A 25183-nucleotide genomic window follows, 5' to 3' on the forward strand; every position below is an offset into this window, starting at 1 on the left:
GGATGATCCAAACCTCTTCTATGTCGATCAGGAGTTGCTGATATAACTATACCTTCCGAGGCCAGTCTCGGAAGGTAGTTTTCAGAGTGCTTCATCGCGTCCTCGCAAATCGCGATTTAAGCCCGTCCACCCCTGCCGCAATAAAGTCATAATTCGTTTCGTTTTTCAAAGCCTATTCTGCACCGTATGGTTGATAAACTGCGGTGCCTGCCGGATAGCCCCGAGTATTGATTGATCCAGGCAGCCGTTGGCGCGCCCGGCGCCGATGCTTTAGGATCGGGCCCGGAATGGCCGAATTGCGATCATCGAGGGACATCCAATGGCGCTGAAGGATGCGTTTGGCCTCACCTATTCCGGGGCGACCGAAGCCGGATTCTCGTCCTACGTCCGCGCCACCCGTGAGCTGCAATGCTTCATCGGCGATCCGGTCGGATCGATCGACCGAGCCATTGCCGATGACCCGGCCTTCGTCATGGCGCATGTCTTCAAGGGCTATCTGTTCGGCCTCGCCACCGAGCGGGAGGCAACGGCGATTGCCCGGTCAAGCCATCAGGCGGCGCTGCCGCTTGCCGCCACCCCGCGCGAAGAGGCGCATGTCGCCGCACTTGGCCATCTCGCCACGGGGCGATGGCATGAGGCCGCCCGCATCCTCGAGGATATCGCGATCGACAATCCGCGCGATGCGCTGGCGCTGCAGGCCGGGCATCAGATCGATTTCTTTACCGGCAATGCGCGCATGCTGCGCGACCGCATCGGCCGGGCGCTGCCCGCCTGGCACAAGGACATGCCGGGCTACCACGCCATTCTTGGCATGCAGGCCTTCGGGCTGGAGGAAATGGGCGATTATGCGCGCGCCGAATCCTTTGGCCGGCAAGCCATCGAGATCGAACCGCGCGACGGCTGGGCGCAGCACGCGGTCGCGCATGTCATGGAAATGCAAAGCCGGCAAAGAGACGGCATTGCCTGGATGCGCGCCAACCCGGACGCATGGACGAAGGAGAGTTTCCTGCAGGTCCACAATTGGTGGCATCTGGCGCTGTTCCATTACGATCTCGGCGAAAACGGCGAGGTGCTCGAGTTCTATGACGAGCCTATCTATGGGTCGCGCTCGACATTGGCCCTCAACATGGTCGACGCCTCCGCGATCCTGTGGCGCCTCAATCTCGGTGGCGTCGATGTCGGCGACCGCTGGGCGGCACTTGCCGCCAACTGGATCCCGAAGGCCGCCGACGGCAATTATGCCTTCAACGATGCGCATGCGATGATGGCCTTTGTAGGCGCCGGGCTGGAGGCGCCGGCGAGAACGCTGATCGAGGCGCAGCGTGAAGCCATGCGCGGTGATGACGACAACGCCGCCTTCACGCGCGATGTCGGCCACCCGCTGACGCTTGCGATCAAGGCCTTCGGCGAGAGCAACTACGGCGAGGCGGTGCGCCTCATCCGGCCGATCCGCTCGATCGCGCATCGCTTCGGCGGCAGCCACGCGCAGCGCGACGTGATCGACCTGACGCTGATCGAGGCGGCGTTGCGCGCCGGCGATACGGCGCTGGCGCGGGCGTTGGCCGCCGAACGGCAGATGGCCCGGCCCGACAGTCCGCTATCGGCGCTGTTCTCGCGTCGCGCATCCAATTTGTCTGAGAATTGACCCGAAGCGGATCTTGTCTTAAAAACTGGCGAGCCAGATTTTTTCGAGATCCGAAAAAATTAATGGCAATGGGAGGAAATCATGTTTCTCGGCCTCGACCTGGGCACCTCAGGCGTCAAGGCGCTGCTGATCGATGACGACCAAAAGGTCATCGGCTCCGGCAATGGTTCGCTCGACGTCTCGCGGCCGCATCCCGGGTGGTCCGAGCAGGATCCGGCGCATTGGATAGAGGCCTGCGAGACGGCGATTTCCGAGCTCAAGGCTTCGCACCCGAGGGAGCTTGCGGCGGTCAGGGGCATCGGCCTTTCCGGCCAGATGCATGGCGCCACCCTGCTCGATGCCTCGGACAAGGTTCTGCGCCCTTGCATCCTGTGGAACGACACGCGCAGCCATGTCGAGGCGGCGGCGCTCGATGCCGATCCGCGCTTCCGCAAGCTCACGGGCAATATCGTTTTCCCGGGCTTCACCGCGCCGAAGCTCGCCTGGGTGAAGGAACACGAAGCCAAGATCTTTGCCGCCGTCGCCAAGGTGCTTTTGCCGAAGGATTATCTGCGGCTCTGGCTGACCGGCGAGCATATTTCGGAAATGTCGGATTCTGCCGGCACCTCCTGGCTCGATGTCGGCAAGCGTCGCTGGGCGCCCGAATTGCTGGCGGCGACATCGCTCGACGAGAAGCACATGCCGGTGCTTACCGAAGGCACGGCCAAGGCCGGCGCCTTGCGCGGCGAGCTCGCATCGAAATGGGGTATCGCGGCAGGCATTCCGGTTGCTGGCGGCGCCGGCGACAATGCGGCCTCCGCCTGCGGCATGGGCACGGTCGGCGCTGGCCACGCCTTCGTGTCGCTCGGCACGTCCGGCGTGCTGTTTGCGGCGAACGCATCCTACCTGCCCAACCCGGAAAGCGCCGTCCACACATTCTGCCATGCGCTGCCCGACACCTGGCACCAGATGGGCGTGATCCTGTCGGCCACCGATTCGCTCAACTGGCTGTCGGAAATCACCGGAAGGAGCGCCGGCGACCTGACCGGCGAGCTCGGCGATACGCTGAAGGCGCCGACGGGCGCCACCTTCCTGCCCTATCTCTCGGGCGAGCGCACGCCGCACAATGATTCCGCCATCCGCGGCTCCTTCACCGGGCTGGCGCATGAATCGGGCCGGGTCGTGCTTACACAGGCCGTGCTCGAGGGCGTCGCCTTCGCCTTCCGCGATAGTCTCGAAGCGTTGAAGAAGGCCGGCACGACGCTGACCCGAGTGACCGCGATCGGCGGCGGCTCGCGTTCACGCTATTGGCTGAAGGCGATCGCCACCGCGCTGCAGGTTCCGGTCGATATCCCCGCCGACGGCGATTTCGGCGCCGCCTTCGGCGCGGCGCGGCTCGGCCTGATCGCCGCGACCGGCGCCGATCCGCTTGCCGTCTGCACGGCGCCGGACACCGATGCCACGATCGAGCCGGACGCCGGCCTCGGCGGCGCCTTCGCCGACGCCTATCAGCGCTATCGTGCGCTTTATCCGGCGATCAGGGGCGCAACCGCGTGAGCAGGCGCGAGGCGCCCCTCTCTGGCCTGCCGGCCATCTCCCCCGCAAGGGGGGAGATCAGCAGCTTCAGCGTTGCCGCATTTCTTTCGACGTTGGTAGTTGGCGAAGGTCTCCGTGACAGCCAATCTCCCTCCTTGCGGGGGAGATGGCCGGCAGGCCAGAGGGGGGTGCCTCGCACCGCCCCTACGAAATTGACCTCACTGCGCCGGCACCTTGTCGAGGAAGCCGGTGACGCTCTTCAGGCGGCCGTTCTCGATGACGCCGATGTCGGTGCCTTCGATGACGGACTCCGTGCCTTCCGGTCCGAGATTCCACGAGAAGCGGATATGGTCGGCGAAACCGTCGGGCTCACCCTTCAGCGAGAAGCGGAAGCCGGCAAAGCGCTGCTGCACGCCGTCGATCAGCGCGGCGATGCCGTCATGGCCATCGCCCTGCATGACCGGGTCGCGATAGCTGACATCGCTGGTGAAGGCCGCTTCGAGCAGCGCCTTGCGGCGGGTCGCATCGCTCTCGTTCCAGGCGGTGATGTAGTTGCGGGCGATCGTGTTGAGGTCGGTCATGGTCTTCATCCTTCGTTGGATCGTTTCGACATGAGCCTTTTCGCCCCGCAAAAGAGTGAAACCAATTACGCCTGAGGTAATCGGGCGAAACCATTTCGGAGAGGAAGGAAACCATGAGCAGCGGATTTTTCGGCGACATCAAGAAGATCAAATATGAAGGACCGGATTCGACCAATCCGCTGGCCTACCGGTTCTACAATCCGGACGAGGTCGTCGCCGGCAAGCGGCTGGAAGACCATCTACGCTTCGCCGTCGCCTACTGGCATTCCTTCGCCTGGCCCGGCGGCGACCCGTTCGGCGGCCAGACCTTCGACCGCCCCTGGTTCCCCAAGGCCGGCGGCATCGACACGATGGAACTGGCCAAGCTCAAGGCCGACGTCGCCTTCGAGATGTTCTCGCTGCTCGGGGCGCCCTATTTCTGCTTCCACGACGCCGATGTCCGCCCGGAGGGCAAGGATTTTTCCGAAAGCGCCGCACGGCTCGACGAGATCGCCGACTATTTCGCGGCCAAGATGAAAGAGACCGGCGTCAAGCTGCTCTGGGGCACGGCGAACATGTTCTCCAATCGCCGCTTCATGTCGGGCGCCGCCACCAATCCCGATCCGGATGTCTTTGCCTATGCGGCAGCGACCGTGAAGAGCTGCATCGACGTCACCAAACGGCTGAAGGGCGAAAACTATGTGCTGTGGGGCGGGCGCGAGGGCTATGAGACGCTGCTCAACACCGACCTTGCCCGCGAGCAGGAGCAGGCCGGCCGCTTCCTCAACCTCGTCGTCGATTACAAGCACAAAATAGGCTTCAAAGGCACGATCCTGATCGAGCCGAAGCCGCAGGAGCCGACCAAGCACCAGTATGATTACGATGTCGCGACCGTCTACGGCTTCCTGAAACGCTTCGGCCTGGAGAAGGAAGTCAAGCTCAACATCGAGCAGGGCCATGCGATCCTTGCCGGCCATTCCTTCGAGCATGAGCTGGCTTTGGCCAATGCGCTGGGCATCTTCGGTTCCATCGACATGAACCGCAACGACTACCAGTCGGGCTGGGACACCGACCAGTTCCCGAACAACGTGCCGGAAATGGCGCTGGCCTATTATCAGGTCCTGCAGGCCGGCGGCTTCGAGACCGGCGGCACCAATTTCGACGCCAAGCTGCGGCGCCAGTCACTCGATCCAGAAGACCTCTTGATCGGCCATGTCGGCGGCATGGATGCCTGCGCGCGCGGCCTCAAGGCGGCGGCGAAGATGGTCGAGGACAAGGCGCTGTCCGGCCCGCTCGCCGAGCGCTATGCCGGCTGGAACAGCGCCGAAGGCAAGGCGATGCTTTCGGGCAAGCGCACGCTGGAGGAGATCGCCGAACGCGTGGTGAAGGAGAAGATCGAGCCGCAGCCGCGCTCCGGCCGGCAGGAACTGCTCGAGAACATCGTCAACCGCTACGTCTGAGGCCTCCTGCGGCGCCCAATCGGGAGCTGCCGAGCCTGAAATTGCTTTCCGCGCGGGGTGAAACCGGACGACAAGGTTTTGCCCCGCGCTGCCCATCAATCGCCCAGCTCTTGCCTTCAAACAGCCGTCACGGACTTCCTATAGTGTGGACATGTGGCGGGAAGGAAAGAAGGAGGCGAAACGTATGCAGCACGAACGTGAAATCGACGCCCTGCTCTCCCCAAGCGAGGCCGGATCGATCATCGATCGGCTGATGGCGCTGCCGCATCCGAAGGATGGCGGCCCCAAGACTAATGAATGGGATCGTGCGGTCGCCGCGCGTCTCGAAACGGCGCTGGCCAGGAGCATGCGCTCGCGCATCGTCGGCGAAGGCCGGGACGCTGCCTGATTCTTCGGCGACTTAATTCTTCCGCGACTGATTCTTCCTTGATTTGACGAACGAAGACCGTTTCTCCATCCTGCATCGATGATACGCGCGGTGCTCCTGGATCTTCTGGGTGTCGTCTACGACGGCGACACCCAGATCGCAGGCGCAGCGGCTGCGGTCGAACGGCTGCGACAGGCCGGCTTGCCGCTCCGTTTCGTCAGCAACACGACACGCTCGACCCGCAGGGCGATCATCGCGCAGCTTGCCGGGATGGGCATCAAGGTAGCGGACGAGGAATTGCTGACGCCGGCGCGCGCCGCGGTCGACTGGTTGCGCAGGCATGGCCGCCAGCCACATCTGCTCGTCCATCCCGACCTCGAGGTCGAGTTTTCCGGGCTGGAGGGCGGGAGCGGGCGCGCTGTCGTCGTCGGCGATGCCGGCGAAGCTTTCAACCATGCCAGCCTCAACCGCGCCTTCCGCGAGCTGATTGCGGGCGCCGATTTCCTGGCTTTGGCCATCAACCGCACCTTCAAGGATGCCGACGGCCTGCTCAGCCTCGACACCGGCGCTTTCGTTGCGGCGCTGGAATTCGCCAGCGGGCGTAGCCCTGTCGTGCTCGGCAAGCCGTCGCCGAATTTCTTTCGTTCGGCGCTTGCCGATTTGAACTGCCCGGCAGCCGACGCGGTCATGGTCGGCGATGACGCGGAAAGCGACGTCGCCGGCGCGCTCAGCGCCGGACTTGGCGCGGCGCTGCTCGTGCGGACGGGCAAGTACCGCCCTGGCGATGAAACGCGCTTCGATCCGGCGCCCACGGCGCTTGTCGACGACCTCGCCGCCGCGACGGACTGGATAATCAGCCACGCCGCAGCCTGACCGGCGCTTCGCCGAAAGCCCTGGAAAACGCCCTGGAAAATGCCGCAGCCGATGAAAAGCCGGTTCGCCCGGCAATGTCGGCCATGGCGATGCGGGTATCGACCACCAGGCGCCGGGCGGCGCTGAGGCGCAGCCTCAGATAGTAGGCGCCGGGCGTCTCGCCAATCGATTTGCGAAAAATGCTTTCCAGCGTTCTTGCCGTGACGCCGGCGCGCTTGGCCACCGCGTCGATGGTGAGCGGCTGATCGACATGCGCTTCCATCAGCCGGATCGCCTGCGCCAGGCGCGGATCGTAGCCGTCGAGCCGGCCGAGCGAGACCAGCGGCTGCGCGTCGGTCGCGGCGCGCGCCTGGTCGTAGATGAAAACGCTCGCCACATCGAGCGCCGCCGCCATGCCGAGCCGGGTGCGGACCAGATGCAGCATCAGGTCGAAGGTCGGCGAGGCGCCGCCGGAGGTGAACACAGGTCCGTCGATGACATAGCGGTCCGGCCGCACGTCGACGCCGGGAAAAGCGGCGGAGAAATCCTCCATGTCCTCCCAATGCGTGGTGGCGCTGCGGCCTTCGAGCAGGCCAGCCCGCGCCACCAGCCAGGTGCCGGCCTCGATCCCACCGCAGGCACGAGCCGCACGTGCTGCGCGCCGCAGGCCGGCAAGTAGTGCCGACGTGGCATAGTTCTGCGTGCCGAAGCCGGCAACGACGACCAGCATATCGGTCGGCTCGGCGGCGTCGAAGCGGCCGCTGACGGCAACCGGCAGGCCGCAAGTGGTGACCGGCGCCTCTCCGGTGACCGAGACCAGCTTGAAATCAAACAGGGTCTCGCCGGAGATGCGGTTGGCGGCACGCAACGGATCGACCGCCGAGGCGACGCACATGATGGACGAACCCGAAAACACCAGGAACGTCACCCTGAGCGTCTCGCGCTCGGAACGAAAGATAGTCGGCTTTTCGCTTTTAATCATGCGGACTTCGTAAAACGCAAAACAGTTTCCGGCAAGTCGGGCATTGTTGGCCAGCTTCGGCGCGTGTCGTCATAGCAAAGCCGGTTCCGGCTTTTTGCTCGACATGGATGGCTGATCGAATTGGGAGGAACGACGATGCCGCTCGCGATGAACCGTGAGGTTTTCATTACCTGTGCCGTGACCGGCTCCGGCGGCACGCAGGATCGCAGCCTGCATGTGCCGCGCTCGCCCAAGCAGATCGCCGATTCGGCGATCGACGCGGCCAAAGCGGGCGCCGCGATCGTCCACTGCCATGTGCGCGATCCCGAGACCGGCAAGCCCAGGCGCGACGTGCATCTCTACCGCGAAGTGACCGAGCGCATCCGCGAGGCGAATGTCGACGTGGTGCTCAATCTGACCGCCGGCATGGGCGGCGACATGGTGTTCGGCTCGCCGGAAGCGCCGCTGCCGCTCAACGAGAAGGGCACCGACATGGGCGGCGCCACCAACCGCATGGAACATGTGCGCCAGTGCCTGCCGGAAATCTGCACGCTGGATTGCGGCACGATGAACTTCGCCGAGGCCGACTATGTGATGACCAACACGCCCGGCATGCTGCGCGCCATGGGCGGCATGATGACGGCGCTGGGCGTCAAGCCCGAGATCGAGGCCTTCGACACCGGGCATCTGTGGTTCGCCAAGCAACTGGTCGAGGAGAAGGTGCTGAACCCCGACGCGCTGGTGCAGCTCTGCATGGGCGTGCCGTGGGGCGCGCCGGACGACCTCAACACCTTCATGGCGATGGTCAACAACGTGCCCTCGACATGGACCTGGTCGGCCTTCTCGATCGGCCGCAACCAAATGGCCTATGCCGCGGCGGCAGTGCTTGCCGGCGGCAATGTCCGCGTCGGCCTGGAGGACAATCTGTGGCTCGACAAGGGCGTGCTGGCCACCAACGCGCAGCTGGTTGAGCGCGCCGCGAGCATCGTCACCAATCTCGGTGCGCGGGTGCTTGGGCCGGAGGAAGTGCGCCAGAAGCTCAACCTGATCAAACGGGCGCCGCTCGCGGCATGATTTGAGGGAGTCGGAAATGGCTACCGTCAAATTCACCGCGATGAAGGATGGCGACCGGGCGGATTACGAGTTCCTGACCGCTCACGAGATCGACTATGCCGCCAAGACCGGCGACCGGCTGCTCGATGCGCTCGTGCAACTCGACGAGGGTCTTTCCGGCTACAAGATCACCCGGCTCGGCCATTCGCTGCAGGCCGCGACGCGCGCCTGGCAAGATGGCGCCGATACCGACTGGATTGTCTCCGCGCTGCTGCATGACATCGGGGACATCTACGCGCCCTACAACCATGACGAATATGCCGCTTCGATCCTGAAACCTTTCGTGCGCGAGCAATGCACCTGGGTCGTGGAAAAGCATGGCGATTTCCAGCGCCTCTATTACGCGCATCATCTCGGCGGCAACCGGCATGCCCGCGACCGCTTCGCTGGCCACCTCTATTTCGACGATTGCGACCAGTTCTGCGAGCGCTGGGACCAGTCGAGCTTCGATCCCGGCTACGAGACGCTGCCGGTCGAGTTCTTCCGGCCCTTCGTGCTCGAAGTCTTCGCGCGCAGGGCCTGCGACCCGGCGGTGATCCGCGCCGGCGAGCGTGTCGCGCTTACCGACCCCAAAACAGCCAAGACAAGAACCGGAGCCTGACCATGAGCATCATCAACAAGGCGGCCGCCATCGGCGGCGGTGTCATCGGCGCCGGCTGGGTGGCCCGACTGCTCTTGAACGGCATCGACGTCTCGATCTTCGATCCCGATCCCGAGGCGTCGCGTAAAGTCGGCGAGGTGATGAAGGGCGCGCGCCGCGCCTATAAGCAGATGCTGCCCGGCGGCCTGCCCAAGGAAGGCAAGCTCACCTTCGCCAGGACCATCGCCGAGGCGGTTGCCGATGCCGATTTCATCCAGGAGAGCGTGCCGGAGCGGCTCGACCTCAAGCACAAGGTGCTGGCCGAGATCGACCAGCATGCGCCGGCCAACGCCATCGTCGGCTCGTCGACCTCCGGCATCAAGCCGACCGACATGCAGGTGGCGATGAAGAAGCACCCGGAGCGGCTGGTCGTCGGCCATCCGTTCAACCCGGTCTATCTCCTGCCGCTGGTCGAGATCGTCGGCGGCCAGCAGACTTTCCCCGAGGCGATCGAGGTCGCCAAGGAGCTCTACGCCTCGATCGGCATGAAGCCGGTGGTGGTGCGCAAGGAGATCGAGGCCTTCGTCGGCGACCGCCTGCTCGAAGCCGCCTGGCGCGAGGCGCTGTGGTTGGTCAAGGACGGCATCTGCACCGTCGAGGAACTCGACGACATCATGCGCTATTCCTTCGGCCTGCGCTGGGCGCAGATGGGCATGTTCCAGGTCTATCGCGTCGCCGGCGGCGAGGCCGGCATGCGCCACTTCATGGCGCAGTTCGGGCCTTGCCTGAAATGGCCATGGACCAAGCTGATGGACGTGCCGGAATTCAACGACGAGCTGGTCGACCTGATCGCCACGCAGTCGGACGAGCAAGCGCACGGCCTGTCGATCCGCGAGCTGGAGAAGATCCGCGACGACAATCTGGTCGCGATCATGGAAGCGCTGTCGAAGCAGAACAAGGGCAAGGGCTGGGGCGCCGGCGCGCTGCACAAGGACTACACCAGGCAGCTTGCCAAGCTGGCGGCCAAGAAGCCAGTCTCCAAGGCCGCCGAGAAGGCGAAGGCCGCCAAGCCGGCAAAGGCTGAAAAACCCGCTAGGGCCGATAAGGCAAAAAAGAGCAAGAAGAAGGGCTGAGGCGATGCATTTCGGTCTTTCGGAAGAACAAAAACTCATCGTCGAGACGACGCGCGCCTTCGTCGAGAACGAGCTCTACCCGCATGAGCGCGAGGTGGAGCGCACCGGCGTGCTGCGCCGCGAGCTCATCGACGAATTGAAGGCGAAAGCCATCGACGCCGGGCTCTATGCCGCCAACATGCCGGCCGATGTCGGCGGCGCGGGCCTCGATACCGTCAGCTGGCTGCTCTACGAGAAGGAGCTTGGCCGCGCCAATTACGCGCTGCACTGGACCTGCGTGGCGCGTCCGTCCAACATCCTGCTTGCCGGCACACCGGAGCAGCGCGAGAAATACCTCTTCCCCTGCATCCGCGGCGAGAAGTCGGACTGCCTGGCGATGACCGAGCCGGGCGCCGGCTCCGACCTGCGCGGCATGAAAGCGACCGCCGTGCAGGACGGTTCGGACTGGGTGCTCAACGGCACCAAGCATTTTATCTCCCATGCCGACATCGCCGACTTCGCCATCGTGTTCATGGCGTCGGGCGAAGAGGATTCGCCGCGCGGCAAGCGCAAGAAGATCACCGCCTTCTTCGTCGACAAGGGCACCAAGGGTTTTTCGGTGCGCGACGGCTACCGCAACGTCTCGCATCGCGGCTACACCAATTCGATCCTGGAATTCGACGATTGCCGATTGCCGGCCTCCCAGGTTCTGGGCGAGGTGCACAAGGGTTTCGACGTTGCCAATTCCTGGCTCGGCGCCACGCGCCTGCAGGTCGGCGCCACCTGTCTCGGCCGCGCCGAGCGCGCGCTGTCGCATGCCATCGAATATGCCGCGCAGCGCCAGCAGTTCGGCCAGCAGATCGGCAAGTTCCAGGGCGTATCCTTCAAGCTTGCCGACATGGCGACGGAACTGAAGGCCGCCGACCTGATGGTGTTCGAGGCCGGCTGGAAGTACGATCAGGGCACCGTCACCGACCAGGACATGGCGATGGCCAAGCTGAAGGCCACCGAAATGCTGGCTTTCGTCGCCGACGAAGCGATCCAGATCCATGGCGGCATGGGGCTGATGGACGACCTGCCGCTGGAGCGCATCTGGCGCGACGCGCGCGTCGAGCGCATCTGGGAAGGCACTTCGGAGATTCAGCGACATATTATTTCGCGGGCGCTGCTGCGCCCGTTCGGCGCTTAGAGCATGATGTACCGAAGCCAGGATCCGGCTTTGGACAAGATCGCGCTCAAACGAAAAGATGGCCATGCATAAACTCGAACGTCTCCTGCGCCCGAAATCGATCGCCATGTTCGGCGGGGCGCAGGCCGCCGCCGTCGTGGCGCAGTCGATCAAGATGGGCTTTGCCGGCGAGATCTGGCCGGTGCATCCGACCAAGGACGAGGTCGCTGGCCGCAAGGCTTACCGGTCCGTCGGCGACCTGCCCGGCGCGCCGGACGCCGCCTTTGTCGGCGTGAACCGGCATCTCACCATCGAGGTGATCAAGGCGCTGGCCGAGCGCGGCGCCGGCGGCGCCGTCTGCTTTGCCGCCGGCTTCCTGGAGACCGAGGCCTATGACGAGGACGGCGAGCGGCTGCAGGCCGAGCTCGTCGCCGCCGCCGGTGAGATGCCGATCATCGGCCCGAACTGCTACGGCCTGATCAATTATGCCGACGGCGCGCTGTTGTGGCCCGACCAGCATGGCGGCATCCGGCTTGCGGAGGGCGGCAAGGGCGTCGCCATCATCACGCAATCGTCCAACATCGCCATCAACATGACGATGCAGAAGCGCGGCCTGCCGATCGCCTTCCTGATGACGGCCGGCAACCAGGCGCAGACCGGCCTGTCCGAAATGGCGCTCGGCCTGATCGAGGACGAGCGCATCACGTCACTCGGCCTGCATATCGAGGCTTTCGATTCGGTAGCCGGCTTCGAAAGGCTCGCCGCGCGGGCGCGCGAATTGAAAAAACCGATCATCGCCATGAAGGTCGGCCGCTCGGAACAGGCACGGCAGGCGACTGTCTCGCACACCGCCTCGCTAGCCGGTTCGGATGCTGCTTCCGGCGCCTTCCTGAAGCGGCTCGGCATCGCGCGCGTCGATTCCATTCCGGCCTTCATCGAGGCGCTGAAGCTGCTGCATGTCACCGGGCCATTGCCCGGCTACAAGCTGTCGTCGATGAGCTGCTCGGGCGGCGAGGCCTCCGTGATGGCCGACAGTGCCGAAGGGCGCTGGGTGCATTTCCCGGCGCTGGGCGCCGAGCACCGCGCGCATGTGAAATCGACGCTCGGACCGCTGGTCGCGGTCGCCAATCCGCTCGACTACCACACCTTCATCTGGAACAACGAGCCGGCGATGACCGCAACCTTCACCGCCATGGTGTCGGGCGGCTTCGATCTCAATATGCTGGTGCTCGACTTCCCGCGTCCCGACCGCTGCTCGGACGTCGACTGGTGGGCGACGCTGCGCGCTTTCGAGGCGGCGCTGAAGACCAACAAGGCGCAAGGCGCGATCGTGTCCTCGCTGCCGGAGAACCTGCCGGAAGAATATACCGCCGGCCTGATGGCGTGCGGCATGGTGCCGTTGTTCGGCATCTCGGAAGCGCTGGACGCCGCCCAGGCTGCCGCCTTCATCGGCTGGGCCTGGCGCGAGCCGCAGGCGCAGCCGGTCGACACCACGGCGGCAGGCGCATCCGAAGCCAAGCGCGTGACGCCGGACGAAGCCGAAGCCAAGGAAAGGCTGATCACGGCCGGCTTGCCGGTGCCGAAGGGCGAGCGCGCTTCCAATGCGGTCGAGGCGGTGATCTCGTCCATGACGCTGGGCTTCCCGGTGGCGCTAAAAGCGCTCGGTGTCACGCACAAGTCGGAAGTCGGGGCGGTGCGGCTTAACCTCAAGGACGCCGAATCCGTCAGCGCCGCCGCGCATGACCTTTTGCCGCTCGGCACCGGGCTTTATGCGGAGCGCATGGTACGCGACGGCGTCGCTGAGCTGATCGTCGGCTTCACCCGCGATCCGATGTTCGGCGTGGTGATGACGCTCGGCACCGGCGGCGTGCTGGTCGAGCTGTTGCGCGACAGCGTGACCTTGATGCTGCCGGCGACGCGCGACGACATCGAAGCAGCCTTGCGTGGGTTGAAGCTCTATCCATTGTTGGAAGGCTATCGCGGCAGACCCAAAGCCGATGTCGCGGCTGCCATCGACGCCATCGCGGGCATTGCCGACTTCGTGCAGAAGAACGAAGGCGAGATCGAGGAACTCGACATCAATCCGCTGATCGTCTGCGCCGAAGGTAAGGGCGCGTGGATCGCGGATGCCCTGCTGGTGCTTGGAGAAAAGAAGAATGGCTGACGTCATCACCACGCGCCGCGAGGGCGCCATCCTCGAGGTCACGCTCGACCGGCCGAAGGCCAATGCCATCGACCTGAAGACGTCGCGGCTGATGGGCGAGACCTTCAAGGCGTTCCGCGACGATACGGGGCTTCGCGTCGCTATCGTCAAGACGGCCGGCGACAAGTTCTTCAGCGGCGGCTGGGACCTCAAGGCGGCGGCTGGCGGCGATGCGGTGGACGGCGACTATGGCGTCGGCGGCTTTGCAGGGCTGCAGGAACTGCGCGACCTGAACAAGCCGGTAATCGCTTGCGTCAACGGCATGGCGGTGGGCGGCGGCTTCGAATTGGCGCTGTCCTGCGACCTCATCTACGCCTCGGACCATTCCTCGTTCGCGCTGCCCGAGATCCGCGCCGGCACGCTGGCCGACGCAGCCACCATCAAGCTGCCGAAGCGCATTCCCTACCACATCGCCATGGACCTTCTGTTTACCGGCCGCTGGATGGATGTCGCCGAGGCGCATCGCTGGGGCCTGGTCAACGAGGTGCTGCCTAAGGACAAGCTCGAAGAGCGCGTCTGGGAGATCGCGCGGCTCTTGGCCAGCGGCCCACCGCTGGTCTTTGCGGCGATCAAGGAGACGGCGCGGGTCGCCGAGGCGCTGACCTTCCAGGAGGCCATGAACAAGGTGACGCGCCGGCAGTTGCCGACGGTCGATATCCTCTACGGCTCGGAAGATAACATGGAAGGGTTCCGGGCGTTTGCGGAGAAGCGCGACCCGGTGTGGAAGGGGAAGTGATTCCGCGGAAATGACGGCGCCAGGCCCCCCTCTCTGCCCTGCCGGGCATCTCCCCCTCAAGGGGGGAGATTGGACGTCGCGAAGGGTTTCGCCAATCTCCGGCATTGCAGAAGGCGCGATGCGGCCGAAGCTGCTGATCTCCCCCCTTGAGGGGGAGATGTCCGGTAGGACAGAGAGGGGGGCCTGGGCACCGTCACCTAAAGTTGGTCCTACATGACCGACTACAAAACCCTCATCGACGCCGAGACCTGGGCCTTCATCGAGAAGACCAACTCCTACTATCCGCCGGATACGATCGACTACACGATCACCCAGCAGCGGGCGATCTACGACCGGATGTGCCGAGAGTTCTTTGCCGGCTATCCGCAGGGCGTGACCACCGAGACGACAGCCATCGCCTCCCCCACCAACGGCATTCCCATCCGCATCTATCGCAGTGCAACGCCGAACAATGCCGCGATGGTGCTCTATATCCATGGCGGCGGCTTCATTCTTGGCGGGCTGGACAGCCATGACGATGTCTGCGCCGAGCTCTGCGCCCGCACCGGTTATGAGGTGGTCTCGGTCGACTATCGGCTGGCGCCGGAACATCTGCATCCGGCGGCCTTCGACGACGCCATGGACGCCTTCGAATGGGCGGCAAAGAATTACGATTGCCCGGTCGTGCTCTGCGGCGACAGCGCCGGCGGCAATCTGTGCGCCGCAGTCGCCCACGCGACGCGCGGTCACGTCAAGAAGCCGGCCGGCCAGGTGCTGATCTATCCCAGCCTTGGCGGCGACCACTCGCGCGGCTCCTACGTGACCCATGCCGAGGCACCGATGCTGACCGTGCGCGACCTCGACTTCTACAAGCATATCCGGACCGGCGGCGTCGACCGGACCGGCGATATCACGCTGTATCCGCTCGCCGACGCCGATTTCGCCTATTTGCCGCCGACCGTGCTGATCACCGCCGAATGCGACCCGCTATCCTCCGACGGCGAGGCCTATCGCGACCGTGTCGTCGCGGCCGGCGGGCATGCATATTGGTTCGAGGAGCCAGGGCTGGTGCACGGTTACCTCAGGGCCCGGCACATGGTCGGCCGGGCCCGGGCGAGCTTCACGCGCATCGTCGAGGCTGTATCGGCGCTCGGCCGAGCCGACTGGACCTGGTAACGCCCCTGACGGCCGGAGGCGCTTTCCACTTCGCCATCCTGCCATGAACCTTTCCTCGCCAGCCAGCGACTGATGGCCAGGCGCCGCAATGGTGCGGCCCGGAAAGGGAAGCCCCATGACCAGAAACCCAGAGACTCCGCGGTCTCCGGGAACAGCGAAAGTCCAGCGCGATCACCGCCTTCGGGAAGGGGTCGACGCGCTGGGCTTCCGGCTGATTCCGTTGACCCTGCCCAGGAGCAGGCGTATCGTCAGGCAGAGGAAAGCAGACAATTCGATCAGGGAAGAACGTGCCGCAACGCCGCGCCTTGCCCTGGTTGGCGCGGTAAGACCGGACGTTGCTTCCAGCGGCTTCGGGGGGAGTTCAATGTCTGGCGGTCACGGCTCGTTCGTGCCTTCGCGCGCAAACCGTTTGCGCAGCACAATCAAAGCGACAAGCGGAATTCTCGCCCTGGCATTGAGTGCCGGCCTCTGGCTCGGCGGCGCCCAGGCGCAGGAGACCCAGATCATCTATCCCGGCTCGATAGCGGTGACCGGCTTCCCGGGTACCATAATTCCCGGCTTTGACACCGCCGATTCCGAAAAGGGGGGCTTGCCGCCCGGCGTCGACCCGGTCGACGAGACCTTCATCGACACCTCGCGCGCCACGCTACGCATTTTCGACGTCTCGCATCTCGGCGGCCCGGCCTCGGGCCAGCTCGTCTTCACGCCGCCGCCCTTCGAGGTGACGGCGGGGCAGATCGGCGAGGTTTTCGGCCTGACCTATGACGACGGCGTGCGCGATGGCGTGCCGTCGGGCATCCCCAATCTCTACGCGGCGGCGACCTCGCTGCATGGCGTCGAGATCGTGACGCCGGACGCCGACAGCGACGGGCGCCCGGAACGGCAGCGCCGCGGCGCCGCCGGCGCCACCTTCATGGACGGCCAGTTCGGCACCGAAAATGGCGGCGGGCCGGGCACGATCTGGAAGATCGACGGCATCACCGGCGCCGTCTCCAAATTCGCCGACATCGACACCAACAGCGGACCCGGCATCGGCAACCTCGCCTTCGACCCCATCCACCGTGAATTCTTCGCGTCCGATCTCGACACTGGCCTGATCCATCGCATCGACGCCAATGGCCGCCTGATCGACACGTACGACCATGGCGTCGCCGGGCGCCCGGCGCATGGGCTTGCCCCGGTCGCCGACGACGGCGCCGTCATGGATATCCAGGGCGCCGCCTTCGACACGGAAGACCCGGAGACCTGGGGCTATACGCAGGACGAGCGCCGCGTCTGGGCGGTCTCCTATCACGGCGGCCGGCTCTATTATTCGGTCGGTGAAAAATCCGAGATCTGGTCGGTCGGCATCGCGCGCGACGGCAGCTTCGCCGGCGATCCGCGCTGGGAACTGACGGTCAAGGCTGACAAGGATTACGCCGTCACCGACATCGCCTTCGACAACAAGGGCTTCATGTATCTCGCCCAGCGCGGCCCGGTCGAAAACCGTTACGATTACAGCCGCTTCGCCGATTCCGGCAAAGCCGAGCTGATCCGCTACTGGCGCGAGGACCCGGACGATCCGGCGACGGAATCGGTTTGGGTGGAAGTGCCGCAGGAATATGCGGTCGGCTTCCCGCAGGACAACCGGCAGTCGGCCGGCGGCGTCGATCTCCAGTATGGCTATGATGCCGACGGCAATCTCGACACGAGCGTCTGCACCGACACCGTCGTCAACACCGGCGACAAGTTGCGTGACAACCCGGAACTTGCCGAGCGGCTCGCCGCCGGCGGGCCGCTTGCCGTGCACGGTGTGCAGCTGACGCCGAGCGCCTTGGTCAAGCCGGCCAACGTGCCGCCTTTCGGCTCCTGGTTCGTCGACTTCGACGGCTATTTCGAAGACCCTGAGGTCGAAGGCCATGTCGGCGACGTAAGGGTCTGGCGCCCCTGCGAGGGCGGCGCCGGCTATTATGAGGAAATCCCCGGCGGCTACCTGCCTCCATTCTATCCGCCCGACTTCCCGCCGCCCGGCAACCTGCCGCCCTGCGTCGATGTCGAGGACGTGCATTATTACTGCACGCCGCGCGGGCTTCAGGCCGATCTCTATCTCCATGACCATGCCGGCTTTGGCGGCGATTCGATCAAGGCGCAGTCCAGGACACCCGGCGTCGGGGTGACAACCCCGATGTCGCATGTCCCGGGCAAGCCCTACACGATCGACATCACCGGCCATTACCCTGGCGACACCGTCAATGTCGGGCTCTGCTTCTATCGCAAGTCCGACCAGGACAAGGGTGGCTACTACCCTTGCTGCAAGATGACGCTGCCGCTCAGAACGCCAGCCGTCAGCTGCGAACGTTGAGGGAGGGACAGATGGATAATCTCGCCCTTTCCCGTTTCGTTTCGAGCAATCCCAAAACCGTCATGGAGACGATCATGAAACCCCTGTCATACGCCAGGCGCGGCGCGCGCTGGCTGATGGCGGCCGGTATCGCGGTCGCCATGATGCCAGCTTTGCCGGCGCTTGCCGAAGACACCGCTCCGGCGAAGCTCACCGAAGTCGCCGGACCGGAACCCAGACTCGACCTGGAGCATCCGCGCGTCATCAACCCCGAACCCGGCCGCATCGTGCCCTTCTTCACCAAGACGGGCGGCCAACGCAGCTGCGACTATGTTTATTACACCTTGAACTTCGGCCTGCGCGGCAATGAGCAGGCCTTCGGCAATCCGGCTTTTGTCAATGCGCTGAAGAACGCCAGGATCGAGTTCAAGGATCAGCTTGCGCATGGCCTGAAGGTCGTCAGCGTGCATGTGAGCGGCGACGGCACGGACGCTGCCGGCGGACCGCTGCCGGCGGCCACGATCAGCAGTTCGGCCAACCCCGACGACACGGCGACGGTTTCCGATTTCCGGATCTCCGCTTCCGACCTCGACGGCTCAGGCGCGCCGAACGAACGCGTCATCACTTTCCGGATCCTGGCCAAGATCGACCAGGCGGCGTTTCCCGCGCCGACCAATGTCGACAACCAGGGTCTGATCAAGATCGGGGCCGGCACCGGGACCATTATCCCGTCGCAGGATCCGAGCAAGCCGGATGACGGCGATTTCCTGACCGGTGCAAAGACGACGATCCACATCGACGTCACCAAATGCAACCCGCCTCCACCTCCCGGCAAGGAATGCTTCAAGCTCGAGCGTGGCACCGTCGACTGCGTGCCCGGCGGCGGCGCTTTCATCTACCACATGCCGGTCGGCCCGGAGATGGGCGGCAAATGGGTGCAGGTGTCGACGACGACGCCCGGCATCAGCATCGTTCCCGACACGCAACTGGTGCCGGCGGGCGGCGGCGTGCTGAACTGGAAGATCATCGGCGCCTCGCCGGGCGATGTCATCCATCTGGTCGTCACCGGCATCGAGACCTATGCCGGCCCGAAGGAAGGCTGGGGACTGTGCTGCACGCAGACGATAGACATCGTCATTCCACGCGACTTGAGATGTCCGCCTGAACGGCAGCCCGACCTCAAGGTCGAGAAGAGAGCCGACGTGCCGCGTTGCACGATGGCCGGCGGCTGCGACTTCACCATCACGGTCACCAATGTCGGCGGCGCGCCGTACAACGGCAAGATCGTGCTCGACGAGGTGACGCTGCCAGCAGGCTCCGTGCTGACATCGGGACCGAACGCGCCCTGGGTCTGCGTGCCCGCAACGACGCCGATGACCTGCACCTATCCGGTGACGACGCTCAACCCCGGCGCTTCCATCAACCTCAAGCTCGGCTTCAAGCCGGCGGGCGGATGGCAAGGCAGCGTGCTGCGCAACTGCGCCGCCTACGACTACCAGGCGAGCGGCAAGCCGCTGTTCGGCAGCCAGCTCAACGACCGCGGCTGCGCCTCGATCCCGATCTGCCGCCGTGGCGATCGCGATCCGCAGTGCAACCCACCGGTCGAAAAGAAGGTCGACCTGATCCTGAAGAAGCGCGCCCGCATCCCGGTCTGCACGCCGGACGGCGTCTGCTACTTCGTGATCGACATCATCAACAACGGCACCAGCACCTATAACGGGCCGTTGACGGTGACCGACAACTACCCCAGCGGCGCGCCGGCCTCGTCGACCTTCGGACCAAGCCCGCCCTGGACCTGCGGCCCGAACGGCCCCGGCCAGTTCCGCTGCGATAATGCCGGCATCTCGCTGCCTCCGGGCGCCTCGACGCCGATCGTCGTCAAGGCGGTGATGCCGGCCAACTACCGGCCGGACACAGTGGAGAACTGCGCCGAGGTGAGGGGCATTCCCGGCGAGGTTAACCTCGCCAACAACAAGGCCTGCGCGACCGAGCGCATCCGCCATCCGAATGGCGGCCAGCCCGGCCTGCGCATCACCAAGACCTGCGACGGCTCGCTGGCCGGTGCCGCGGCTGTTTCCTGCCGCATAACCGTCACCAATGCCGGCACTGCCGCCCCCACCGGTCCGGTGAGGGTGAGCGATGCCGCAACGCTGGTGTCGGGCGGAGCGCCTGTCCAGATTCAGACCGTCACCCCCGATGGTGCGGACTGGACTTGCGGACCCGTGCCTGCCAATTCGCTGTCCTGCCAGATTCCCGGCGCCGTGATGACGCCTGGAACCAGCCGGCACTTCGACGTGACGGTGAGCGGCAACGGCGCGTTCGAGAACTGCGCGCGCGGCTCCTATGGGCCGGCGCCGGGCGACGACATCGTCTACCCGATCGGCCAGGCCTGCGCGAAGGGCGGCGGCACTTCCGTCATCCGTGTCGAGAAGACCGGCGATGCAGAGTGCCAGCCGGGAGAACCCTGCTCGTTCGAGATCACCATCACGAATGACGGGCCGACCCCCTTCTCCGGTCCGGTCCGCATCGGCGATGCGATCGGCGTGGAAGGTCTCGGCCGGCTGGAAGGCGTCGCGATCGACTCGATCGACCCGCCCTTCGGCTGCTCGCCGGAACCGACGACGCTGCCCGCATCCTGCATCGCCAATCTGACGCTGGGGGCCGGCGAAAGCCACACCCACCACGTCACCGTGATCCTTCCCGGGGATGGCCGTCTTGCCGATCTGCGGGGTTCGGTCAACGGACAGAACTGCGTCGGCGTGCTCTCTCCGAACACACCCGTGCAAGGCGCTGGCGACGTGCTGCCGCACCACCTGACCAACGTCCAGGGCGATCGCGGCAAGGCCTATGCGTGCCATCCCTTCACCATCAGGCATGAGGTGAAGAACCAGTGCTCGGATGGGCTGGTGCTCAATTCGGCCGGCCGCTGCGCCTGCCCAGACGGCACCATTTTCCGCAACGGTCAGTGCTCTGGCGGCGGCACCAAGCCGCTACCGGTGCCGCCGCGCTGCGTCCTGCTGCAGGGCCAGATCCGGACGGCGGACGGGCGTTGCGTCTGCCCGCGTGGCACGGAGCTGGAAAACGGCAAGTGCGTGCGGGGCGAAGAGCCGCAGGAGCCGCAGTGCACGCTGCGTCCCGGCCAGTACCGCGACCAGGACGGCAATTGCGTCTGCCGCCGCGGCGAGTTGGTGAACGGTGTGTGCCAGGTCGTTGGGCCGAAGTGCACGATCCGTGGCGCGGTGCCGACTTCGAACGGCAATGGCTGCACCTGCCCAGACGGCACGCATCTCGACCGCGCGGCCAAGGCTTGCGTGCCTGACAGGCAGCCGCCCGCCCAGTGCCGTATCCGCGGCCAGTCCCGCAACGCCGACGGCGATTGCGTCTGCCCGAGCCGCACGGAGGTCCGTGACGGCGCCTGCCGGCCGATCGTGTCGAAGCAGTGCCCGGTCCGCGGGCAGGTGCGCGACGCCAACGGCAACTGCGCCTGCCCGGACGGCCTGGAGGTGCGGGGCAAGGCCTGCCAGCGGCCGAAGCCGGGCCAGGAGCAGTGCACCATCCGCGGCCAGGTCCACAACAAGCGGGGCGACTGCGTCTGCCCGCGCGGGACCGAAATCCGCGACGGCGCCTGCCGCAAGCCGCAGCAGGAGTGCGCGCCGGGCTCGCGCTTCATCGATGGCCAGTGCCAGCCGGTGCTGACCAAGCGGCGCTGCCCGGTCGGCACGACCGGACGGTTCCCGGACTGCACGCCGATCCGCAGGCGGCCGGGCATCGAGATCAACCCCGGCATTTTGCTCAACCCGAACGTGCTGCAGCAACTGGTACCGCAACGCCAGCCACGGCGCGTGCTGCAGGATCCGGCGGGCGCCAACATCCAGAACTTCAAGCCGTAATCCTGTGGCTGAAGACCCAGACCCGCCGGAGCGATCCGGCGGGTTTTCTTTTCCACATCGAAGATGGCTACGGGGGCAAGTGGGCCGATGCACTCGTCGAAAACGTGCTTCCCCTCGGCTGGTTCATGGTCTAGGCAATCGGCCTGACAGGCGCGCTAAGCGCACAAGACTGCCGGGAGAATTTGCGCCATGAGCAAGAAGACCCTGATTGCGCCGTCGGTGCTGGCATCGGATTTCTCCAAGCTCGGCGATGAGGTCGAGGCTGTCGTGGCCGCAGGCGCCGACTGGATCCATCTCGACGTGATGGACGGCCATTTCGTGCCCAACATCACCTTCGGGCCGCCGGTGATCAAGGCGATCCGCAACCGCACCAAGGCCTTCTTCGACTGCCATCTGATGATTGCGCCGGCCGATCCTTACCTGGCGGCCTTCGCCGAAGCCGGCTGCGACGGGATGACGGTGCATGCCGAAGCTGGACCGCATCTCGACCGCTCGCTGCAGACCATCAAGAGCTTAGGCAAGAAGGCCGGTGTCTCGCTGAACCCCGCGACGCCGGAAACGGTGATCGAATATGTGCTCGACCGGCTCGACCTAATCCTGATCATGACCGTCAATCCGGGCTTCGGCGGCCAGGCATTCATCCCGGCGATCGTCGACAAGGTGAAACGGGTGAAGGCGCTGATCGGCAATCGGCCGATCCACATCGAGATCGACGGCGGCGTCTCGGCGGAAACGGCGCCGCTGGTGACCGCGGCCGGCGCCAATGTGCTGGTGGCAGGCGCCGCCGTGTTCAAGGGCGGCAGCGTCGAGGCCTACAGGGCAAATATCGAAGCGATCCGTTCAGCGGCCGACAGGGCCGCCAGTTAAAACGCATAGCTGCTACACTTCTCGCAGGAGTTGTGCAATTGGACCCCCTGTTGAACAGGCGTTCAATATATCAGGTTGCCTGCAGACGTCAGCTTTTTCTGCTCGGACTTACTTTACAGCCCAAATAGACTGGTGACCTTGTTTTAAAGTCGAATATCGTCATCTTTCCGCTTGAGACGCCATTGCCCGGCTGTATGATACATGTACGGGAGGATTGCTTCGCCGAGGGGCCCTGACAGAGCAGGGGCAAGCAACAGGAGCTCGATTGACAAACGGAAACGCCGAGCCGGGTGAAGGCAAGGGTGCCAAAAGCACGCTGGCCAGCTCGGTCTACCAGCAGCTCCGCGACGACCTGCTGCGCGGAGCCCTGGAGGCCGAGACCAAGCTGCGTGTCGAGTGGGTCGTTTCCCGCTACGGCGCCGGCGCTTCTCCCGTGCGCGAGGCGCTCAACCGTTTGGCCGCCGAGGGCCTGCTCGGTCGTCACGACCAGCGCGGTTTCTTCCTGATGCCGGTCAGCGCCGCGGAACTGGAGGAGTTGACGCGGACGCGATGCTGGCTGGAAGAACGGGCGCTGCGCGAATCCATTGCTCACCGCACGGCCGAATGGGAGGAACAGCTGGTGCTGGCCCTGCACCGCCTGGCGCGCGCCGAGCGTCGCCTGCCGGACGATCCGGCAAGCAACAATCCGGAATGGGAGAAGCTGCACCGGGCCTTCCACCGGGCGTTGATCACCGCGTGCCGGTCGCACTGGCTGGTCGGCTTCTGCGATCAGCTTTCCGACCAGGCCTCGCGCTACCGCCTGATCTCGCAAAACGTGCCGGGGATGGGACGCGACGATCTTGGCGAGCATCGCATAATTGCCGAGCGCACCCTGGATGGCGATGCCGATGGCGCGGTGGAGGCGCTTCTCAATCATTACCGCCTCACCGCGGCGATGTGCATGGAACGCTTCGCGCAGGGCTATGACCCGAGGGCCGGTTCAGGCAAGTCCCAACGCAGCCGCAAATAGCGGACGGAAGGCTACGGCGAAGTCGCCGAGCCTGACCGCTGCGCAGTTTTTGCTCCAGCCGCCAAATCTGGTATTCGCTCGGGCGAACGCTGGTGTCATTGGGCTTCAGCGCGCCTTGAGGACGTTTCATGACCAATCATCTCTTCGGCGCTTTCCGTTCCCGCATGCCGGCGCCCAGCCGGCTGCTGATGGAGACGGATGATGGCCGTTTCATCACCTATGGCGACATGCTGGTGAAGTCCGCGCAACTGGCGTATGCGCTGGCGCAGGCGGGCGTCGAACCCGGCGACCGCATAGCCGTCCAGGTCGATAAGAGCCCGGAGGCCGCACTGCTCTATCTCGCGTCCGTACGCGCCGGCGCGGTGTCCCTGCCGCTCAACACGGCCTACACGCTGCCGGAGCTCGACTATTTCTTCCGCGACGCCGAGCCACGGCTGATCGTGTGCGATCCCGATCGTCTGTCCGGCGTCGAACCGCTGGCTGCGTCGATCGGCGCGACGGTGCTCACGCTTGGCCGCGACGGGCAAGGAACGCTGGCCAGCCAGGCTTCGCGGCAGGCGACGGATTTCAGCGATGTGGCGCGCGGACCCGATGACCTTGCCGCCATCCTCTACACCTCCGGCACGACCGGCCGCTCCAAGGGCGCGATGCTCAGCCACGAGAACCTCGCTTCGAATGCCCGCGTGCTGGTCGAGCAGTGGCGCTTCAGCACCGACGATGTTCTGATCCACGCGCTGCCGATCTTCCACACGCACGGCCTGTTCGTCGCCACCAACGTCATCCTGATGGCCGGCGCAAAAATGCTGTTCGAGCAGAAATTCGACCCGGCGCGCATCCTGGCGCTGATGCCGCGCGCGACGGCTTTGATGGGCGTGCCGACCTTCTATGTGCGGCTGCTGCAGCAGGACGGCCTGACGCGGGAGACGGCCAAGGCTATCCGGGTCTTCATCTCCGGCTCGGCGCCGCTGCTGGCCGAGACGCACAAGGCCTGGCGCGAGCGGACCGGCCACGCCATCCTCGAGCGCTACGGCATGACCGAGACCAACATGAACACGTCCAACCCCTATGACGGCGAGCGGCGCGCCGGGACGGTCGGATTCCCCTTGCCCGGCGTGGCGCTGCGCATCACCGATCCCGAGACGGCCAAGCCGCAGGCACAGGGCGAAATCGGCATGATCGAGGTCAAGGGACCGAACGTCTTTGCCGGCTATTGGCGCATGCCGGAGAAGACCAGGGCGGAATTCCGCGGCGACGGCTTCTTCATCACCGGCGACCTTGGCCTGATCGACGCCGAGGGCTATGTCCACATCGTCGGACGCGGCAAGGACCTGATCATCTCGGGCGGCTTCAACGTCTATCCGAAGGAGATCGAGAGCGAGATCGACGCGCTCGACGGCGTCAGCGAAAGCGCGGTGATCGGCATCGCGCATCCCGATTTCGGCGAAGGCGTCACGGCGGTGGTGGTGCGCAAGCCGGGATCGGCGATCAGCGCCGCCGACATTGTAAACGCCATCGCCGGACGGTTGGCGAAGTACAAGCATCCGAAGCAGGTGATATTCGTCGACGAATTGCCGCGCAACACGATGGGCAAGGTGCAGAAGAACGTTTTGCGCGAGGCGCATAAGGATATCTATGCCAAAGCCGGCTAACGGCCGACACGACGCAGTGCT

Annotated in this window: 19 protein-coding genes; 17 read left to right on the forward strand and 2 right to left on the reverse strand. The window is 65.1% G+C overall.

Annotation, left to right across the window (positions count from 1 at the left end):
• The first annotated feature begins 319 nt into the window (after positions 1-319).
• Positions 320-1645: a tetratricopeptide repeat protein gene (locus tag YU3_RS0127495; protein WP_027169230.1), complete on the forward strand. Its 1326-nt coding sequence runs from the start codon at positions 320-322 to the stop codon at positions 1643-1645.
• An 81-nt stretch (positions 1646-1726) separates the two neighbouring features.
• Positions 1727-3181, forward strand: coding sequence for a xylulokinase (xylB, locus tag YU3_RS0127500; RefSeq protein WP_027169231.1), 1455 nt, complete (start codon positions 1727-1729; stop codon positions 3179-3181).
• A gap of 197 nt (positions 3182-3378) precedes the next feature.
• Here the strand turns inward: xylB and YU3_RS0127505 are convergent, their stop codons facing one another.
• A complete protein-coding gene (locus YU3_RS0127505; RefSeq protein ID WP_027169232.1) occupies positions 3379-3741 on the reverse strand; it encodes a nuclear transport factor 2 family protein in 363 nt (120 codons plus the stop codon).
• A gap of 113 nt (positions 3742-3854) precedes the next feature.
• Between YU3_RS0127505 and xylA the strand changes: the two genes are divergently transcribed.
• From xylA to YU3_RS0127520, 3 genes are all read left to right on the forward strand, one after another.
• Positions 3855-5180 (forward strand): xylose isomerase, encoded by a 1326-nt coding sequence (gene xylA / locus YU3_RS0127510; RefSeq protein WP_027169233.1) that lies wholly within the window; start codon positions 3855-3857, stop codon positions 5178-5180.
• A 184-nt stretch (positions 5181-5364) separates the two neighbouring features.
• A complete protein-coding gene (locus YU3_RS0127515; RefSeq protein ID WP_027169234.1) occupies positions 5365-5568 on the forward strand; it encodes a hypothetical protein in 204 nt (67 codons plus the stop codon).
• A 78-nt stretch (positions 5569-5646) separates the two neighbouring features.
• The gene (locus tag YU3_RS0127520; protein WP_027169235.1) at positions 5647-6420 is read left to right on the forward strand and encodes a TIGR01458 family HAD-type hydrolase; all 774 of its coding nucleotides are present in this window, start codon (positions 5647-5649) and stop codon (positions 6418-6420) included.
• Here the strand turns inward: YU3_RS0127520 and YU3_RS0127525 are convergent.
• Positions 6401-7381 (reverse strand): GlxA family transcriptional regulator, encoded by a 981-nt coding sequence (locus YU3_RS0127525; protein ID WP_027169236.1) that lies wholly within the window; start codon positions 7379-7381, stop codon positions 6401-6403. The genes YU3_RS0127520 and YU3_RS0127525 overlap by 20 nt on opposite strands.
• 135 nt (positions 7382-7516) lie before the next feature.
• Between YU3_RS0127525 and YU3_RS0127530 the strand changes: the two genes are divergently transcribed.
• From YU3_RS0127530 to YU3_RS0127585, 12 genes are all read left to right on the forward strand, one after another.
• The gene (locus YU3_RS0127530) at positions 7517-8434 is read left to right on the forward strand and encodes a 3-keto-5-aminohexanoate cleavage protein (RefSeq protein ID WP_027169237.1); all 918 of its coding nucleotides are present in this window, start codon (positions 7517-7519) and stop codon (positions 8432-8434) included.
• 16 nt (positions 8435-8450) lie between these two features.
• On the forward strand, positions 8451-9074 hold the full coding sequence (locus YU3_RS0127535; RefSeq protein ID WP_027169238.1) for an HD domain-containing protein: 624 nt from the start codon (positions 8451-8453) through the stop codon (positions 9072-9074).
• A 2-nt stretch (positions 9075-9076) separates the two neighbouring features.
• Positions 9077-10186, forward strand: coding sequence for a carnitine 3-dehydrogenase (locus YU3_RS0127540; RefSeq protein WP_027169239.1), 1110 nt, complete (start codon positions 9077-9079; stop codon positions 10184-10186).
• 4 nt (positions 10187-10190) lie between these two features.
• On the forward strand, positions 10191-11354 hold the full coding sequence (locus YU3_RS0127545) for an acyl-CoA dehydrogenase (RefSeq protein WP_027169240.1): 1164 nt from the start codon (positions 10191-10193) through the stop codon (positions 11352-11354).
• A 64-nt stretch (positions 11355-11418) separates the two neighbouring features.
• Positions 11419-13497 carry an acetate--CoA ligase family protein gene (locus YU3_RS0127550; protein WP_027169241.1) on the forward strand — a complete coding sequence of 693 codons (2079 nt, stop codon included), beginning with the start codon at positions 11419-11421 and terminating at the stop codon, positions 13495-13497.
• Complete coding sequence (locus tag YU3_RS0127555) at positions 13490-14272, forward strand: carnitinyl-CoA dehydratase (protein ID WP_027169242.1); 783 nt, start codon at positions 13490-13492, stop codon at positions 14270-14272. The genes YU3_RS0127550 and YU3_RS0127555 overlap by 8 nt, the downstream gene beginning before the upstream one ends.
• Before the next feature lie 213 nt (positions 14273-14485).
• Positions 14486-15427, forward strand: coding sequence for an alpha/beta hydrolase (locus YU3_RS0127560; RefSeq protein WP_027169243.1), 942 nt, complete (start codon positions 14486-14488; stop codon positions 15425-15427).
• Between the two features lie 88 nt (positions 15428-15515).
• On the forward strand, positions 15516-17768 hold the full coding sequence (locus tag YU3_RS0127565) for a hypothetical protein (RefSeq protein WP_036259697.1): 2253 nt from the start codon (positions 15516-15518) through the stop codon (positions 17766-17768).
• A gap of 11 nt (positions 17769-17779) precedes the next feature.
• Entirely contained in the window at positions 17780-21637 is a 3858-nt protein-coding gene (locus YU3_RS0127570; RefSeq protein WP_027169245.1) for a DUF11 domain-containing protein, read from the forward strand.
• A gap of 189 nt (positions 21638-21826) precedes the next feature.
• Positions 21827-22504 carry a ribulose-phosphate 3-epimerase gene (rpe, locus tag YU3_RS0127575; protein WP_027169246.1) on the forward strand — a complete coding sequence of 226 codons (678 nt, stop codon included), beginning with the start codon at positions 21827-21829 and terminating at the stop codon, positions 22502-22504.
• A gap of 265 nt (positions 22505-22769) precedes the next feature.
• A complete protein-coding gene (locus tag YU3_RS0127580) occupies positions 22770-23513 on the forward strand; it encodes a GntR family transcriptional regulator (protein WP_027169247.1) in 744 nt (247 codons plus the stop codon).
• Positions 23514-23641: 128 nt separating this feature from the next.
• The gene (locus tag YU3_RS0127585) at positions 23642-25162 is read left to right on the forward strand and encodes a malonyl-CoA synthase (protein ID WP_027169248.1); all 1521 of its coding nucleotides are present in this window, start codon (positions 23642-23644) and stop codon (positions 25160-25162) included.
• Positions 25163-25183: the final 21 nt, after the last annotated feature.

This window comes from Mesorhizobium sp. WSM3224 (genome assembly GCF_000427725.1).
Lineage (GTDB): Bacteria > Pseudomonadota > Alphaproteobacteria > Rhizobiales > Rhizobiaceae > Mesorhizobium.

Bases quoted from the DNA above. Each gene is read 5' to 3' on its own strand.
- YU3_RS0127495 (WP_027169230.1), top strand. From the start codon at position 320: ATGGCGCTGAAGGATGCGTTTGGCCTCACCTATTCCGGGGCGACCGAA.
- xylB (WP_027169231.1), top strand. From the start codon at position 1,727: ATGTTTCTCGGCCTCGACCTGGGCACCTCAGGCGTCAAGGCGCTGCTG.
- YU3_RS0127505 (WP_027169232.1), bottom strand. From the start codon at position 3,741: ATGACCGACCTCAACACGATCGCCCGCAACTACATCACCGCCTGGAAC.
- xylA (WP_027169233.1), top strand. From the start codon at position 3,855: ATGAGCAGCGGATTTTTCGGCGACATCAAGAAGATCAAATATGAAGGA.
- YU3_RS0127515 (WP_027169234.1), top strand. From the start codon at position 5,365: ATGCAGCACGAACGTGAAATCGACGCCCTGCTCTCCCCAAGCGAGGCC.
- YU3_RS0127520 (WP_027169235.1), top strand. From the start codon at position 5,647: ATGATACGCGCGGTGCTCCTGGATCTTCTGGGTGTCGTCTACGACGGC.
- YU3_RS0127525 (WP_027169236.1), bottom strand. From the start codon at position 7,381: ATGATTAAAAGCGAAAAGCCGACTATCTTTCGTTCCGAGCGCGAGACG.
- YU3_RS0127530 (WP_027169237.1), top strand. From the start codon at position 7,517: ATGCCGCTCGCGATGAACCGTGAGGTTTTCATTACCTGTGCCGTGACC.
- YU3_RS0127535 (WP_027169238.1), top strand. From the start codon at position 8,451: ATGGCTACCGTCAAATTCACCGCGATGAAGGATGGCGACCGGGCGGAT.
- YU3_RS0127540 (WP_027169239.1), top strand. From the start codon at position 9,077: ATGAGCATCATCAACAAGGCGGCCGCCATCGGCGGCGGTGTCATCGGC.
- YU3_RS0127545 (WP_027169240.1), top strand. From the start codon at position 10,191: ATGCATTTCGGTCTTTCGGAAGAACAAAAACTCATCGTCGAGACGACG.
- YU3_RS0127550 (WP_027169241.1), top strand. From the start codon at position 11,419: ATGCATAAACTCGAACGTCTCCTGCGCCCGAAATCGATCGCCATGTTC.
- YU3_RS0127555 (WP_027169242.1), top strand. From the start codon at position 13,490: ATGGCTGACGTCATCACCACGCGCCGCGAGGGCGCCATCCTCGAGGTC.
- YU3_RS0127560 (WP_027169243.1), top strand. From the start codon at position 14,486: ATGACCGACTACAAAACCCTCATCGACGCCGAGACCTGGGCCTTCATC.
- YU3_RS0127565 (WP_036259697.1), top strand. From the start codon at position 15,516: ATGGTGCGGCCCGGAAAGGGAAGCCCCATGACCAGAAACCCAGAGACT.
- YU3_RS0127570 (WP_027169245.1), top strand. From the start codon at position 17,780: ATGGATAATCTCGCCCTTTCCCGTTTCGTTTCGAGCAATCCCAAAACC.
- rpe (WP_027169246.1), top strand. From the start codon at position 21,827: ATGAGCAAGAAGACCCTGATTGCGCCGTCGGTGCTGGCATCGGATTTC.
- YU3_RS0127585 (WP_027169248.1), top strand. From the start codon at position 23,642: ATGACCAATCATCTCTTCGGCGCTTTCCGTTCCCGCATGCCGGCGCCC.